Genomic DNA, 14,497 nt, shown 5'->3' with positions numbered 1-14,497 from the left:
CGTCAGCAGTGCCGGAGCTCCGCGTCAGCAGTCCCGGAACTCCGGAGACTGGTTCAGCAGTTGGCTGCGCACCGAGGTGAAGCGGGCCAGTCGTGCGTCTGCCGAGGCGTCCAGCGGGAACACCGCCACCCGGTGGCAGTTCTGGAAGGCCAGCCGCACACCGAAGTGCCGCTGCAGCGCGCCACGAATCGCGTCACTGGCGAGCGCGCGCAACAGCTGTCCGCGTGCCTGCTCGTCCGGCGGGGGCGTCTGGTTGTCGGCGAAGTCTCCGCCGTCCACCTTCAGCTGGGCCACCAGGGAGCTGATCATCTCCCATGCGTAGGGCAGGGAGGTCCGGACGCAGTCGACGAAGGCAGCTTCGTCGACCTCGCCTCGCTCGGCCTGTTCGAGTAGGGCCGGTGAGACGTCGAGCGACATGGGTACTCCTCTCGCACCCCCGAACAGCAGGGGTTGCCGGACGGGTAAGGGGGTTCGCGATATCGAACACGCTGAGTACACACATCGCGACCTCCCGTTTACTACGGTAGGCAGCGGACGGTGACGGCACCAGCAAAACGCGTACATGAGCCGATCCCTCTAGGCCCACTATCGGCCAGGGATGAACACGGGTTTCCATGAGAAATGGGGCGGCCCGCAGGGCCTCGGCCGAGAGCGGTGGAGGGAGACGGGCGGGCGAATCGCGCCGGGTGCGGCGCGTCGAGTAGCGTTGCCGACCATGCGTCTCGTCATTGCCCGGTGCTCGGTCGACTACGCCGGCCGGCTCACCGCCCACCTCCCCTCGGCCCCCCGTCTGATCCTGGTCAAGGCGGACGGCAGCGTCTCGATCCACGCGGACGACCGGGCGTACAAGCCCCTCAACTGGATGTCGCCGCCCTGCACGCTGAAGGAGGAACCGGGGGACTCCCAAGGCACCTCGGGCGTCTGGACCGTCATCAACAAGGCGGGCGAGAAGCTGATCATCACCATGGAGGAGATCCTCCACGACTCCTCGCACGAACTCGGTGCGGACCCCGGCCTGATCAAGGACGGCGTGGAAGCGCACTTGCAGGAGCTGCTCGCCGACCGCATCGAAACGCTCGGCGAGGGCTACACCCTGATCCGGCGCGAGTACATGACCGCGATCGGCCCGGTCGACATCCTGTGCCGGGACGCCGAGGGACAGACCGTCGCGGTGGAGATCAAGCGGCGCGGCGAGATCGACGGCGTGGAGCAACTCACGCGCTACCTGGAGCTGTTGAACCGCGACCCGCATCTCGCCCCCGTCCGCGGCATCTTCGCCGCCCAGGAGATCAAGCCGCAGGCCCGGGTCCTCGCCACCGACCGGGGCATCGGATGCCAGGTGCTGGACTACGACGCGCTCCGGGGCATCGAGGACGACAAGCTGCGGCTGTTCTGAGGCGGCACGACAGCGAGGGCCGGGTCCAGGGTATGGACCCGGCCCTTTCGTGCCGCACGGAGGCTCAGATCACCGAGCCCGTACCGCTGCTCTCGGGAGCGCTCGCCGAACTGCTGGACGCCGCCGGGGGGCTGGAGGCGGGGCCGCTGGCGGTGTTGGTCGTCGAGGGGGCCGTTGTCGCCGTCTCCGAGGGAGTGGGCTTGGTCGTCGTCGGGGTCGGCGTCGGTGTCGTGGACCTGGTCGGCGGCGGAGAATGCGTCGTCTTCGTCGGAGTCGGGTCCGGCGTCGACGGCTTGGTCGTCGACGGCTTCGACGGCGTGCTCGACGAGCCGCCCCCGCCCGAACTCCCCGAACCCTGCGTACCACTCGGGTCGTCCGTGGGCCGGGCCCGGCCGGCGGCCGGCGTCGCGTCGTCCGCCGTGCCGTACGTGCCGTCGGGGCCGGGGTCGGTCGGGTGGCTGACCACCGCGCCCGTGTCGCCGCCGCTGCCGTTGTCCTTCTTCGGCGTGTCCGCGCCCAGGCTGCCGTCCTCGGTGCCCTGGCTGGCGGACGGGTTGACGCTGACGTTGTTCGCCGGGTTGTCGGCGTTGTCGTTGGAGGTCATGCCGAGGGTCACGACCGTGCCGAGGACGACGGCGAGCAGCGTGCCCGAACCGGCCGCGACGAGGTTGCGCCGGACCGGGCGCCGGAGACCGCCGCCGCGCGCCTTGGGCAGCCGCGCGGTCGCCGCGGCCTGGTGGGTGACCAGCGTGCCGTCGGTGGGCGGCTGGAGCGGCGGGAAGGGAGCCGGGACCCCGCCGGGGGGCGAGGCCGACTCCTCGTAGCGCGCGTCGGGCACCTCCTCGCCCGCCGTGGCCCCGAGCCCGGGCACGTCGCCCGCGCGGTCGGCGACCAGGGCGAGGGCGCGGCGGCCGGCGACGGTGCCGCGCTTGTCGGCGAGGGCGCCGCGCAGGCCGATGGAGGTCTCCAGTTCGGTGCGGGCCCGGTCGAGCTGTCCGCCGCAGAGCGCGAGTATGCCCAGCTCGTGGTGGAAGTAGGCCTGTTCGGCGACCTCCCCGGCGAGCCGGGAGGCCTCGGCGCCGGCGCGCAGCGTCCGCTCCCAGGCGCTCCAGTGCAGGCCCGCGGCGAAGGCGGGCGCGGCGGTGCGGGCCAGTTGGACGGCGGCGTTCTCCTCGCCCTCGGCGGGCGGTGTGGTGAGCGGCACCAGGACGGTCAGCGCGGCGAGCACCGCGTCGGCCTCCGCGCACACCCGCTCGGGGGTGACGGAGGGGTGCCCGGCCCACCAGGTGTAGTGCTGGGCGGCGGTGCGGGCGGCGTCCGCGACGTCGTCGGCGTCTCCGGCGGCCTCCAGCTGCGTCTGCACGCCGGCCGCGAGGCGGTAGCGGGAGCCGACCGGGGTGACCAGTCCGCAGGCGGCGAGTTCACCGAGGGCGGCGTCGGCGTGGGTGTCGCCGACCAGCGCGGGCAGGTGCGCCTGGTGCGGGACCTCGCCGCCGAGCGCGACGGCGAAGCGCAGGGTGGCACGGGCGGAGGCGCTGAGCCGGGAGGCGAGCAGCGGGGCGGACGCGGCGGCTTCCCCGAGCGACGGCAGGGGCAGGTCCTCGCCGGCCTCGGCGGCCGTGTCGAAAGACGCGTCGACCGGGGGCCGTACGTCCTCGAAGACCCCGAACTCGTCCACCGCGTCGGCGCCGGCCCGCAGTTGGTCGCGCTGCCTGAGCAGGGCACCGGCCTGGACGAAGCGCAGGGGCAGGCCCTCGGACTCGAACCAGAGGTCGCCGGCCCAGTTGGCCTCCTCCTCGGTGAGCACGCGGCCCACGGCCCGTTCGAGGATCTCCACGCCTCCGGCGCGGTCCAGGCCGCCGAGGAAGACTTCCTCGAGGGCCGAGTCGGCGGACGGCGCGGGCACGTCCGGGGTGGCGGCGATCAAAAACGCGCACTCGGGGGTGGCGTCGAGGAGTTCACCGAGGGCGGCGCCGCCGAACTCGATGTCGTCCAGGACGACGACCGCCCCGATCTCGCGGACCAGGTCGAGCAGCTCCTCCCGGCCGGGGCGGTGCAGGGGTGCGTCGTAGACGGCGTAGCAGAGGTCGTGGAGCAGGTCGGTCGCCGTGCGGTGGAAGCCGGTGAGGCGGACCACGCCGTCGGGGGCGAGGTCCGCGCAGTCCTCGGCGACCAGGTCGAGCAGGGCGGTACGGCCGGATCCCGCGGGGCCGGTGAGGCGTACGGAGCGGCCGCGGGCCAGCAGGCGTACCAGGCGCTCGCGCTCGTCCTGGCGTTCCAGGAGCGGCAGCGCGGACTGGGCCGGCCCGGGCGGTACCGGTGGCCGGGCCGCGCGGTCGGTGCCGGCGCGCTCGGCGGCGGTGAGCCTCGCGGGCCTGCCCGGCTTTTCTCCGGGCGGGCAGGGTTCTATCTCGCTGCCGTCGACCGGGTTGACGGTCAGCAGGAAGTCGCCGGTGACGAGCTGCACCGTGCGGGCGAGTGCCGGCGCTTTCTGGCCGAAGTCGGTGGTGAGGGATTCCCTGGGCGGGCGCTGACGCGGCGCACTGCCGTCTGCGTCATGGCCGTGGTCCCCGGGTCCCCGGTTGATAGGGTCCATAGGTTTCAAGCCCCCCAAAAGCGTCGTGTGCCCGTGTACGGCCCCTCCCGGCCTGCTGCACACCGCGCTGTCGCTTCTGGTCCGGGCCCGCTCGAGGGTTGCGAGGCAGCGGGCGACCGAACCCTAAACCTTCGCACAGTATCTACGACAGTCCGGGGTGCCGCGCCGTCCGAGACGTCACAGTCTCGTGAGGATTGCACGTGACGTGCGGTTCGGCGTGTCCCGCCCGGGTCTCCCCCGTCGCCCGGTTCACACCCGATCGTGGCGTCCCACGCGGGTGTCATACCCGGGGCAGCGACTCCACGCCGATGCCTCCCTCGATCGCCAGGATGCGGTGCAGCCGGGTGGCCACCAGCAGGCGCTGCATCTGCGGCGGTACGCCGCGCAGCACCAGGCGGCGGCCGCAGCGGCCGGCCCGCCGGTGGGCGCCCATGATCACCCCAAGACCGGTGGCGTCCCAGAACTCAAGCTCGGACAGGTCGAGCACCAGGTCGCCGACTCCGTCGTCGACGGCCGAGTGCAGGACCGTACGGGCGTCCGCCGCGCTGCGGACGTCGAGGCGGCCCCCGACGACCAGCTCGGCGTGGTCGCCCCTGATGTACATATGCGCTCCCCGTGCGTTCGTCTCGTGCTCGGCGATGTCTGGTGATGCAACCTCTGACGGTGTGGAACGGTCAGAGGTTGCCGTCTGTAAGCGAACCGATACCGAATTCACCCCGGGGAGTGATGCCCCCCGGCAGAGCTCAGTACTTGTAGAAGCCCTGCCCGCTCTTGCGTCCGATGTCACCGGCGTCCACCATCCGGCGCATCAGCTCCGGCGGGGCGAACTTCTCGTCCTGCGACTCGGTGTAGATGTTGCCGGTGGCGTGCAGCAGGATGTCGACGCCGGTCAGGTCGGCGGTGGCGAGCGGGCCCATGGCGTGGCCGAAGCCCAGCTTGCAGGCGATGTCGATGTCCTCGGCGCTGGCGACGCCCGACTCGTACAGCTTCGTCGCCTCGACGACGAGGGCGGAGATGAGCCGGGTGGTGACGAAGCCGGCCACGTCGCGGTTGACGACGATGCAGGTCTTGCCGACGGACTCGGCGAACTCCCGCGCGGTGGCGAGGGTTTCGTCGCTGGTCTTGTAGCCGCGCACCAGCTCGCACAGCTGCATCATCGGGACCGGCGAGAAGAAATGGGTGCCGACGACGCGCTCCGGGCGTTCCGTCACGGCCGCGATCTTGGTGATCGGGATGGCGGAGGTGTTGGAGGCGAGGACGGTGTCGTCGCGCACGATCTTGTCCAGGGCGCGGAAGATGTCGTGCTTGACTTCGAGCTTCTCGAAGACGGCCTCGACGACGATGTCCGCGTCGGCGGCGGCGTCCAGGTCGGTGGTCGCGGTGATGCGGGCCAGGGCGGCGTCGGCGTCGTGCGCCTCCAGCGTGCCCTTGCCGACGAACTTGTCGTACGAGGCCTTGATACCGTCGGTGCCACGCTTGAGTGCCTCGTCGGTGACGTCGCGCAGGACGACGTCCCAGCCCGCCTGTGCGGAGACCTGGGCGATGCCGGACCCCATGAGACCGGCCCCGATGACGGCGAGCTTCCGTGCCACTCCGACTCCCCTTACGCGCTGTTTACGGTTGCCTCTTCGGCGGACCATAGCGCCCGTGAGGGGCTGTGTGACCGGTAAGTAACGCGCGTCACGTCTCATCTGACGGACATCACACCGGCAGGGGTCATTCCGCGCCACGGACGGCGTAGTTGAGCACCGTTTCGCTCAACAGGTCCTCGATGTCGTCCATGAGGACCAGTACCTCTCGGGAGACTTCGGCCGGTTTGCGCCCGGTGAGCATCTCACGCCCGATGGCGGCGAAGACCGTCTGGTGGGCCCAGCAGATCTGACCGGCGATCAGGCCGGGCAGCGGGTCGCCGTCGGCGGCGCCCGTCTCCTCGCGCAGGGCAGCCTCCAGGTTGTCCTGGACCTCCTGTTGCAGGCTCCACAGACGGGAGCGCAGCGGCGGCGCCTCGTGGATGACCCGCATGAAACGGTCGTACCCCTCCATCAGGCCGACCCGGGGCGAGACGGCCTCGACCTCCTCGCGCAGCTCGCGCAGGACGGCCCGTGCGGCGGACTCCCCCGGGTCCCGGCCGCGCACCCAGCGCGCGAGCCGGTCGGCCACACCGGTGGAGCGGTCGAAGAAGAGGTCCTCCTTGGCGGGGAAGTAGTTGTAGACGGTGTTCACGGAGACGTCGGCCGCCTCGGCCACGTCCGCCATGGTGACCGCCATGAAGCCGCGCTCCAGGAACAACCCGGTGGCGATGTCCGAGATGCGCTGCCTGGTCTCCCGCTTCTTCCGCTCCCTGAGTCCCTCTGCCATGCCGTCATCGTAGGTGGCGGCGACGATTATTGATACCGCTGAAAACTTGGTGACATTGCAAACTTTAAGAGACTCTGCTTTTCTGGACCCATGACAGCAGTCATCAGCGCGGCCGGACTGGCCCGCACCTTCCAGACGAAACGCGGCCCGGTCGAGGCCGTACGTGCTATCGACCTCACCGTCCGTGAGGGCGAGATCCTCGGCTTCCTCGGCCCCAACGGCGCGGGCAAGACGACCACCCTCCGGATGCTCACCACCCTGCTGGCCCCCACCGGCGGCGCCGCCACGGTCGCGGGCCACGACCTGGCGACCGACCCGGTCGGGGTGCGCGCGGCGTGCGGGTACGTGGCCCAGTCCGGCGGGGTCGACCCGCAGGTCTCCGTACGCGAGGAGCTGGTCACCCAGGGCCGCCTCTACCGGCTGACGAGGCAGCGGGCGGCCGAGCGCGCCGAGGAGTTGGCGCGCGACCTGGACCTGACCGAGCTACTCGGCCGCAGGGCGGGCGCCCTCTCCGGCGGCCAGCGGCGGCGCCTGGACATCGCGATGGGCCTCATGCACCGCCCGAAGATCCTCTTCCTCGACGAGCCGACCACCGGACTCGACCCCGGCAGCCGCGCCGACCTATGGGCCCTGATCCGCCACCTGCGCGACGCGCACGGCACGACCGTCTTCCTGACCACCCACTACCTCGACGAGGCGGACGCCCTCGCCGACCGGCTGGTGATCGTCGACCGGGGCGTGGTCGTGGCCGAGGGCACGCCGAGCGCGCTCAAACTCGAGTACGGCGGCTCCCTCGACGCCTCGCTCCAGGACACCTTCCTCGCCATCACCGGCCGCGGCCCCTCCCCGGCCGACGCCGCCCCCGTCGCCGTCTAGGAGTCCGGAAAAAGATGCTGCTCCACGACACCACGCTCATCTACGGCCGCTACATCCGCCAGTCCCTGCGCTCCCGCTTCGCACTGCTCTTCGGCGTGCTGATGCCGCTCCTCTATCTCCTCTTCTTCGGCCCGCTGCTCACCGACCTTCCGCTGGGACCGGGGGGCAGCTCCTGGCAGGTGCTGGTGCCGGGGCTGCTGCTCCAGCTCGGCCTGTTCGGGGCCGCCTTCGCGGGCTTCACGATCATCATCGAGGACGGGCAGGGGGTGGTGGAGCGGATGCGGGTCACGCCCGTCAGCCGGCTCGCGCTGCTCCTGGGCCGCGTGCTGCGCGACGCCACGGTCTTCGTCTTCCAGGCCGTGCTGCTCGTCCTCGCGGCCGTGGTCATGGGCCTGCGGGCACCACTGCCCGGCGTCCTCATCGGCTTCGCGTTCGTCGCGCTGCTGACGATCTCGCTGGGGTCGCTGTCGTACGCGCTGGCGATGAAGGTCCGCACCCCGCAGGAGTTCGGCCCGATGGTCAACGCGACGACCATGCCGTCCATGCTGCTGTCCGGCCTGATGCTGCCCATGACCCTGGCGCCCGCCTGGCTGGACGTGCTCTCCCACTTCGTCCCGTTCCGCTATCTGGTGGACGCGGTGCGGGACGCGTACGTCGGCTCGTACGCGAGCGCCCACATGCTGTACGGCGCCGTGGTGGCCGTCGGCTTCGCCGCGCTGGCCGTGACGGTGGGCACACGGGTCTTCCGGACGTCCGGGGCCTAACTAGGCTGGTCGCATGGTCAATCTGACGCGCATCTACACCAGGACCGGCGACCAGGGCACCACCGCCCTCGGCGACATGAGCCGGGTCGCCAAGACCGACCTGCGGATCTCCGCGTACGCGGACGCCAACGAGGCGAACGCGGTGATCGGCACGGCGATCGCGCTGGGCAGGCTGGACGAGGAGATCGTCACGGTCCTCACCCGCGTACAGAACGATCTGTTCGACGTGGGTGCGGACCTGTCCACGCCGGTGGCGGAGAACCCCGAGTACCCGCCGCTTCGGGTCGAGCAGTTCTACATCGACCGCCTGGAGGCCGACTGCGACCGCTTCAACGAGCGGCTGGAGAAGCTCCGCTCCTTCATCCTTCCCGGGGGCACCCCCGGCGCGGCCCTGCTCCACCAGGCGTGCACGGTCGTCCGCCGGGCCGAGCGCTCCACGTGGGCGGCCCTGGAGGTGCACGGCGAGGTGATGAACCCGCTCACCGCGACCTACCTCAACCGCCTGTCGGACCTGCTGTTCATCCTGGCGCGGACGGCGAACAAGGAGACCGGGGACGTGCTGTGGGTACCGGGCGGCGAACGCTGACGCCGACGTCACATGCGCCGGTAGATCTCCCTGCGGCGCCCCACTGGACGGGGTGCCGGCGACCCGGGAGGTGGTCGCGGAGCGGCTCGCGGACGTGCTCGTGCTGACCACCTTCGGCCACGACGAGTACGTCCTCGGTGCGCTCCGGGCCGGGGCGGCCGGATTCCTGCTCAAGAACGCCGAGGCGAAGGATCTGCTGGAGGCGGTGCGGACGGTGGCGCGCGGGGAGGGCGTGGTCGCTCCGGCCGCCACACGGCGGCTGCTCGCCGAGTTCGCCGCCGGGCCGGCGCGGGAGCCGTCCGTCGACCCGGCCGTGCTGCGGACGTTGACGCGCCGCGAGCGCGAGGTGCTGGCGTGCATCGGCGAAGGGCTGTCGAACGCCGAGATCGCCGGGCGGCTGAAGTTGGCCGAGGGGACGGTGAAGACCCACGTCAGCCGCCTGCTGGGGAAGCTGGAGCTGCGCAGCCGGGTCCAAGCCGCGGTCCTGGCCCAGGAGTTGGGGATCCAGCAGCTCGCGAGAGGAATGGTCCAGACCTATTGACCGGTGGTCCAGGCCTTCCTATTCTCGCGGCACCGTGGGCGTGAAGGCTCAGTCACGCCCTGACATCCCCGACAGAGGAGGCGCAGCATGCGCTTCAGACACAGAGCCGCGGCAGGGTTCGCGACCCTGTTGCTCCCGCTGGCCGGACTGGTCGGCCTCGCGAGCCCCGCCCAGGCCGCGACGACCGCCACGGCCACCTACACCAAGGCCTCGGACTGGGGAACCGGCTTCGAGGGCAAGTGGACCGTCAAGAACACCGGCACCGCCACGATCAGCTCGTGGACGGTCGAGTGGGACTTCCCCTCCGGCACGTCCGTCACCTCGGCCTGGGACGCGGACGTCACCTCCTCCGGCACCCACTGGACCGCCAAGAACAAGTCCTACAACGGCACCCTCGCCCCGGGCGCCTCCGTCTCCTTCGGCTTCAACGGCGCGGGCTCCGGCTCACCGTCCAACTGCAGGCTCAACGGCGACAGCTGTGACGGCACGACGGTCCCCGGCGACGCGGCGCCCTCCGCACCAGGCACGCCGACCGCCTCCGCGATCACCGACACCTCGGTGAAGCTCGGCTGGAGCGCGGCCACCGACGACAAGGGCGTCAAGAACTACGACGTCCTGCGGGACGGCAAGACGGTCGCCACCGTGACGACGACCTCGTACGCGGACACCGGCCTGACCGCCGGCACCGACTACTCCTACACCGTCCGGGCCCGCGACACCGCCGACCAGACCGGCCCGGTCAGCGGCGCGGTCGCCGTGCACACCACCGGCGGCGGCACCACTCCCCCGCCCACCGGCGGCAGCAAGGTCAAGCTCGGCTACTTCACCGAGTGGGGTATCTACGGGCGCAACTACAACGTCAAGAACCTGGTGACGTCCGGCTCCGCCGCGAAGATCACGCACATAAACTACGCCTTCGGCAACGTCACCGGCGGCAGGTGCGCGATCGGCGACTCCTACGCCGACTACGACAAGGCGTTCACCGCCGACCAGTCCGTCAGCGGCGTCGCCGACACCTGGGACCAGCCGCTGCGCGGCAACTTCAACCAGCTGCGCGAGCTGAAGGCCAAGTACCCGAACATCAAGGTGCTGTGGTCCTTCGGCGGCTGGACCTGGTCCGGCGGCTTCGCCGACGCCGCCAAGAACCCGGCCGCCTTCGCGCAGTCCTGCTACGACCTGGTCGAGGACCCGCGCTGGGCCGATGTCTTCGACGGCATCGACATCGACTGGGAGTACCCGAACGCCTGCGGGCTGAGCTGTGACACCAGCGGTGCCGCCGCCTTCAAGAACGTGCTGGCCGCGCTGCGCGCCAAGTTCGGTTCGAACAACCTGGTCACCGCGGCCGTGACGGCCGACGGCTCCTCCGGCGGCAAGATCGACGCGGCCGATTACGCGGGCGCCGCGGCTTACGCCGACTGGTACAACGTGATGACGTACGACTTCTTCGGCGCCTGGGACGCGCAGGGCCCCACCGCCCCGCACTCCCCGCTCACCTCGTACACCGGCATCCCGAAGGCCGGCTTCACCACGGCCGACGCGATCGCCAAGTACAAGGCCAAGGGCGTACCCGCCGGCAAGCTGCTCATCGGCATCGGCTTCTACGGCCGCGGCTGGACCGGCGTCACCCAGGACGCCCCGGGCGGCACGGCCACGGGCCCGGCGGCGGGCACGTACGAGCAGGGCATCGAGGACTACAAGGTGCTCAAGACGTCCTGCCCGGCCACCGGCACGATCGCGGGCACGGCGTACGCGCACTGCGGCGGCAACTGGTGGTCCTACGACACCCCGGCCACCATCGGTACGAAGATGGCGTGGGCCAAGGCCCAGGGTCTGGGCGGCGCGTTCTTCTGGGAGTTCAGCGGTGACACCGCGGGCGGTGAGCTGGTGAGCGCCGTCAACAGCGGGCTGTCGTAAGAGCGTTGTCAGCCGCTAGGCGACGTTGACGCGCTGACCGGGCGGGGCTGCCTCCAGCCACGCGAGGAAACCGGTCAGCGCGTCTTCGCTCATGGCGAGTTCGAGGCGCGTGCCCCGGTGCGTACAGGCGAGGACGACGGCGTCGGAGAGCAGCGCCAGCTCCTCCTCGCCCTCGGGAAGACGGCGGCCGGCCACCTCGATCTGCGCCCGCTCCAGGATGCGGCGCGGGCGGGGGGCGTAGGAGAAGACGCGGTACCACTCGATGCGGTCGCCGTTGTAGCGGGCGACGCCGTAGCTCCAGCCCTTGCCGCCCGTGTCGGGTTTCTCGGGCACGTCCCAGCGCAGGGAGCAGTCGAAGGTGCCGCCCGAGCGCTGGATCAGCCTGCGGCGCAGACCGAACAGGAACAGTCCCACCACCACGAGCGCGACCACGATCCCGCACACAGTCAGAGCGAGGACCATCGGCACCGACCTCCTCGTCTCCTAGGTAACGGAACGGAAAAAACACCCTGATTCGCCTCAGCCGCGGCCGGCACCGGATTGCTCCGGTGCCGGCCGCGGCTGAGTGACGTCATCACACGGCGCGCAGGTTCAGCGCGCCGCCGCCGCACGCAGGCGGACGTCCGCGCGGCGCTCGGCGGTGGCGTCGCCCTCCGCCTTCGCGCGCTCGAGCTCCCGCTCCGCGCGCTGGACATCGATCTCGTCCGACAGCTCGGCGATCTCGGCCAGCAGCGACAGCTTGTCGTCCGCGAACGAGATGAAACCGCCGTGCACCGCGGCGACGACCGTTCCACCATCACTCGTACGGATGGTCACCGGGCCCGACTCCAGCACACCGAGCAGCGGCTGGTGACCGGGCATGACGCCGATGTCGCCGGACGTGGTGCGCGCGACGACCAGGGTGGCCTCGCCGGACCAGACCTGGCGGTCGGCGGCGACCAGCTCGACGTGCAGCTCAGCAGCCAAGGGTGGCTCCTCGGGTCACCACCCGGCGGTAGTGCCGGGTGTTGGGGTCAATTCTAGTAGGCGTGGCGAGAGGGGCAGGACACACCCCGCAGGGGGGTGCGCCCCCGCCCCTCTCACGGGCGAGCGCGGGGGTCAGGAGACACCCAGCTCCTTCGCGTTCTTCTTCAGGTCCTCGAGACCACCGCACATGAAGAACGCCTGCTCGGGGAAGTGGTCGTACTCACCGTCGCAGATCGCGTTGAACGCGGCGATCGACTCGTCCAGCGGCACGTCCGAGCCGTCCACGCCGGTGAACTGCTTGGCGGCGTGGGTGTTCTGGGACAGGAAGCGCTCCACGCGACGGGCACGGTGGACGACGAGCTTGTCCTCCTCGCCGAGCTCGTCGATACCGAGGATCGCGATGATGTCCTGCAGGTCCTTGTACTTCTGCAGGATCGTCTTCACGCGCATGGCCGCGTTGTAGTGGTCCTGCGCGATGTAGCGCGGGTCCAGGATCCGGGACGTGGAGTCCAGCGGGTCCACGGCCGGGTAGATGCCCTTCTCCGAGATCGGACGGGAGAGAACCGTCGTCGCGTCGAGGTGGGCGAAGGTGGTGGCCGGGGCCGGGTCGGTCAGGTCGTCCGCGGGGACGTAGATCGCCTGCATCGAGGTGATCGAGTGACCGCGGGTCGAGGTGATGCGCTCCTGGAGCTGACCCATCTCGTCCGCCAGGTTCGGCTGGTAACCCACCGCGGAGGGCATGCGGCCGAGCAGCGTGGAGACCTCGGAACCGGCCTGGGTGAAGCGGAAGATGTTGTCGATGAAGAACAGCACGTCCTGCTTCTGCACATCGCGGAAGTACTCCGCCATGGTCAGACCGGCCAGGGCGACGCGCAGACGGGTGCCCGGGGGCTCGTCCATCTGACCGAAGACCAGCGCGGTCTTGTCGAGGACGCCGGACTCCTCCATCTCCTGGATGAGGTCGTTGCCCTCACGGGTGCGCTCGCCGACACCCGCGAAGACGGAGACGCCCTCGTGGAGGTTGGCGACACGCATGATCATTTCCTGGATCAGCACGGTCTTGCCGACACCGGCACCACCGAACAGACCGATCTTGCCGCCCTTGACGTACGGGGTCAGCAGGTCGACGACCTTCAGGCCCGTCTCGAACATCTCGGTCTTCGACTCGAGCTGGTCGAACGCCGGGGCCTTGCGGTGGATGGACCAGCGCTCGCCGTCGTAGGACTCGTCGGCGTTCAGCACCTCACCGAGGGTGTTGAACACCTTGCCCTTGGTGAAGTCGCCGACCGGGACGCTGATGCCCGCGCCGGTGTCGGTCACCGGGGCCTGGCGGACCAGACCGTCGGTGGGCTGCATCGAGATGGCGCGGACCAGGCCGTCACCCAGGTGCTGGGCGACCTCCAGGGTCAGCGTCTTCTTCTCGCCCGCGTTCGCCGGGTCGGCGACCTCGACGTGCAGGGCGTTGTAGATCTCCGGCATCGCGTCGACGGGGAACTCCACGTCGACGACCGGGCCGATGACCCGGGCGACGCGGCCCGTAGCCGTCGCGGTCTCAACAGTGGTGGTCATTAGCGGTCACTCCCCGCGGTCGCGTCGGCCAGGGCGCTCGCGCCACCGACGATCTCGCTGATTTCCTGGGTGATTTCGGCCTGGCGGGCCTGGTTGGCAAGCCGGGTGAGCGTCTCGATGAGCTCACCGGCGTTGTCCGTCGCCGACTTCATCGCGCGCCGCGTGGCGGCGTGCTTGGAGGCGGCCGACTGGAGCAGCGCGTTGTAGATACGACTCTCGACGTACCGCGGCAGCAGGGCGTCGAGGACGTCCTCCGCCGACGGCTCGAAGTCGTACAGCGGGAGGATCTCGCCCTGCGGCTTCTCCTCCGCCACCTCTTCGAGGCGCAGCGGCAGCAGGCGGGCGTCGAGCGCCGTCTGCGTCATCATCGAGACGAACTCGGTGAAGACGATGTGGAGTTCGTCCACGCCGCCGTCCGCCGTCTCCTTCTCGATCGCCTCGATCAGCGGGGCCGCGACCTTCTTGGCGTCCGCGTACGTGGGCTCGTCGGTGAAGCCGGTCCACGACTCCGCGATCTTGCGCTCGCGGAAGTTGTAGTGGGCGACACCGCGCCGGCCGACGATGTACGTGTCGACCTGCTTGCCCTCGCGCTCCAGGCGCTCGGTCAGCTGCTCCGCCGCCTTGATGGCGTTGGAGTTGAAGGCGCCGGCCAGACCGCGGTCGCTCGTGAGGAGCAGGACCGCGGCACGGGTCGGATGCTCCGCCTCCGTGGTGAGCGGGTGCTTGGTGTTCGAACCGGTGCCGACCGCCGTGACCGCTCGGGTGAGCTCGGTCGCGTAGGGCGTGGAGGCCGACACCTTGCGCTGCGCCTTGACGACGCGCGAGGCGGCGATCATCTCCATCGCCTTCGTGATCTTCTTGGTCGCGGAGACGGATCGGATGCGACGCTTGTAGACCCGGAGCTGGGCTCCCATGAGTCAGGTCCCTTCCG

14 protein-coding genes and 1 pseudogene are annotated in these 14,497 nt (G+C 70.5%); 6 read left to right on the top strand and 9 right to left on the bottom strand.

All coding sequences use genetic code 11. The features are described from left to right. Positions 1-24: 24 nt before the first annotated feature. The gene (locus tag ACIBBH_RS35160; protein ID WP_399411783.1) at positions 25-417 is read right to left on the bottom strand and encodes an SCO5389 family protein; all 393 of its coding nucleotides are present in this window, start codon (positions 415-417) and stop codon (positions 25-27) included. A 298-nt stretch (positions 418-715) separates the two neighbouring features. Here ACIBBH_RS35160 and nucS point away from each other — a divergent pair, with 298 nt between their 5' ends. Next, complete coding sequence (gene nucS, locus ACIBBH_RS35155) at positions 716-1,396, top strand: endonuclease NucS (RefSeq protein ID WP_399411781.1); 681 nt, start codon at positions 716-718, stop codon at positions 1,394-1,396. Between the two features lie 64 nt (positions 1,397-1,460). Here nucS and ACIBBH_RS35150 read toward each other — a convergent pair whose 3' ends face one another. From ACIBBH_RS35150 to ACIBBH_RS35135, 4 genes are all read right to left on the bottom strand, one after another. Continuing rightward, positions 1,461-3,992 (bottom strand): ATP-binding protein, encoded by a 2,532-nt coding sequence (locus ACIBBH_RS35150; protein WP_399411779.1) that lies wholly within the window; start codon positions 3,990-3,992, stop codon positions 1,461-1,463. Positions 3,993-4,272: 280 nt separating this feature from the next. Next, positions 4,273-4,596: an STAS domain-containing protein gene (locus tag ACIBBH_RS35145; protein ID WP_093906575.1), complete on the bottom strand. Its 324-nt coding sequence runs from the start codon at positions 4,594-4,596 to the stop codon at positions 4,273-4,275. Between the two features lie 139 nt (positions 4,597-4,735). Continuing rightward, a complete protein-coding gene (locus tag ACIBBH_RS35140; RefSeq protein ID WP_399411777.1) occupies positions 4,736-5,584 on the bottom strand; it encodes a 3-hydroxyacyl-CoA dehydrogenase family protein in 849 nt (282 codons plus the stop codon). A gap of 124 nt (positions 5,585-5,708) precedes the next feature. Further along, positions 5,709-6,350 (bottom strand): TetR/AcrR family transcriptional regulator, encoded by a 642-nt coding sequence (locus tag ACIBBH_RS35135; protein WP_399411775.1) that lies wholly within the window; start codon positions 6,348-6,350, stop codon positions 5,709-5,711. A 90-nt stretch (positions 6,351-6,440) separates the two neighbouring features. Between ACIBBH_RS35135 and ACIBBH_RS35130 the strand changes: the two genes are divergently transcribed. The 5 genes and pseudogenes from ACIBBH_RS35130 to ACIBBH_RS35110 all read left to right on the top strand — a co-directional run bounded on the left by ACIBBH_RS35130 (position 6,441) and on the right by ACIBBH_RS35110 (position 11,031). After that, complete coding sequence (locus ACIBBH_RS35130) at positions 6,441-7,226, top strand: ABC transporter ATP-binding protein (protein ID WP_399411773.1); 786 nt, start codon at positions 6,441-6,443, stop codon at positions 7,224-7,226. Positions 7,227-7,240: 14 nt separating this feature from the next. Further along, positions 7,241-7,990 carry an ABC transporter permease gene (locus tag ACIBBH_RS35125; protein ID WP_399411771.1) on the top strand — a complete coding sequence of 250 codons (750 nt, stop codon included), beginning with the start codon at positions 7,241-7,243 and terminating at the stop codon, positions 7,988-7,990. A 13-nt stretch (positions 7,991-8,003) separates the two neighbouring features. Next, positions 8,004-8,576 carry a cob(I)yrinic acid a,c-diamide adenosyltransferase gene (locus tag ACIBBH_RS35120; protein WP_399411769.1) on the top strand — a complete coding sequence of 191 codons (573 nt, stop codon included), beginning with the start codon at positions 8,004-8,006 and terminating at the stop codon, positions 8,574-8,576. A 43-nt stretch (positions 8,577-8,619) separates the two neighbouring features. Further along, positions 8,620-9,117, top strand: a pseudogene (locus tag ACIBBH_RS35115) (LuxR C-terminal-related transcriptional regulator); the annotation flags it as partial. An 87-nt stretch (positions 9,118-9,204) separates the two neighbouring features. Beyond that, entirely contained in the window at positions 9,205-11,031 is a 1,827-nt protein-coding gene (locus tag ACIBBH_RS35110) for a glycosyl hydrolase family 18 protein (protein WP_399411767.1), read from the top strand. Positions 11,032-11,046: 15 nt separating this feature from the next. Here the strand turns inward: ACIBBH_RS35110 and ACIBBH_RS35105 are convergent, their stop codons facing one another. From ACIBBH_RS35105 to ACIBBH_RS35090, 4 genes are all read right to left on the bottom strand, one after another. Continuing rightward, positions 11,047-11,493 (bottom strand): DUF2550 domain-containing protein, encoded by a 447-nt coding sequence (locus tag ACIBBH_RS35105; protein WP_399411765.1) that lies wholly within the window; start codon positions 11,491-11,493, stop codon positions 11,047-11,049. A gap of 129 nt (positions 11,494-11,622) precedes the next feature. After that, the gene (locus ACIBBH_RS35100; RefSeq protein WP_399411763.1) at positions 11,623-11,997 is read right to left on the bottom strand and encodes a F0F1 ATP synthase subunit epsilon; all 375 of its coding nucleotides are present in this window, start codon (positions 11,995-11,997) and stop codon (positions 11,623-11,625) included. A gap of 132 nt (positions 11,998-12,129) precedes the next feature. After that, on the bottom strand, positions 12,130-13,566 hold the full coding sequence (atpD, locus tag ACIBBH_RS35095) for a F0F1 ATP synthase subunit beta (RefSeq protein WP_399411761.1): 1,437 nt from the start codon (positions 13,564-13,566) through the stop codon (positions 12,130-12,132). Beyond that, positions 13,566-14,480, bottom strand: a complete 915-nt coding sequence (locus ACIBBH_RS35090; protein ID WP_399411759.1) for a F0F1 ATP synthase subunit gamma — start codon at positions 14,478-14,480, stop codon at positions 13,566-13,568. Before ACIBBH_RS35090 ends, atpD begins: the two co-directional genes overlap by 1 nt. Positions 14,481-14,497 lie beyond the last annotated feature (17 nt).

It is taken from the genome of Streptomyces sp. NPDC051636 (assembly GCF_044453765.1).
GTDB lineage: Bacteria > Actinomycetota > Actinomycetes > Streptomycetales > Streptomycetaceae > Streptomyces.
Note: the sequence above shows the minus strand (reverse complement) of the source record. Positions and strands in the feature narration are given on the sequence as shown.

Coding starts and splice junctions, on each gene's coding strand:
- ACIBBH_RS35160 (WP_399411783.1), bottom strand. CDS start 417: ATGTCGCTCGACGTCTCACCGGCCCTACTCGAACAGGCCGAGCGAGGC.
- nucS (WP_399411781.1), top strand. CDS start 716: ATGCGTCTCGTCATTGCCCGGTGCTCGGTCGACTACGCCGGCCGGCTC.
- ACIBBH_RS35150 (WP_399411779.1), bottom strand. CDS start 3,992: ATGGACCCTATCAACCGGGGACCCGGGGACCACGGCCATGACGCAGAC.
- ACIBBH_RS35145 (WP_093906575.1), bottom strand. CDS start 4,596: ATGTACATCAGGGGCGACCACGCCGAGCTGGTCGTCGGGGGCCGCCTC.
- ACIBBH_RS35135 (WP_399411775.1), bottom strand. CDS start 6,350: ATGGCAGAGGGACTCAGGGAGCGGAAGAAGCGGGAGACCAGGCAGCGC.
- ACIBBH_RS35130 (WP_399411773.1), top strand. CDS start 6,441: ATGACAGCAGTCATCAGCGCGGCCGGACTGGCCCGCACCTTCCAGACG.
- ACIBBH_RS35125 (WP_399411771.1), top strand. CDS start 7,241: ATGCTGCTCCACGACACCACGCTCATCTACGGCCGCTACATCCGCCAG.
- ACIBBH_RS35120 (WP_399411769.1), top strand. CDS start 8,004: ATGGTCAATCTGACGCGCATCTACACCAGGACCGGCGACCAGGGCACC.
- ACIBBH_RS35110 (WP_399411767.1), top strand. CDS start 9,205: ATGCGCTTCAGACACAGAGCCGCGGCAGGGTTCGCGACCCTGTTGCTC.
- ACIBBH_RS35105 (WP_399411765.1), bottom strand. CDS start 11,493: ATGGTCCTCGCTCTGACTGTGTGCGGGATCGTGGTCGCGCTCGTGGTG.
- atpD (WP_399411761.1), bottom strand. CDS start 13,566: ATGACCACCACTGTTGAGACCGCGACGGCTACGGGCCGCGTCGCCCGG.
- ACIBBH_RS35090 (WP_399411759.1), bottom strand. CDS start 14,480: ATGGGAGCCCAGCTCCGGGTCTACAAGCGTCGCATCCGATCCGTCTCC.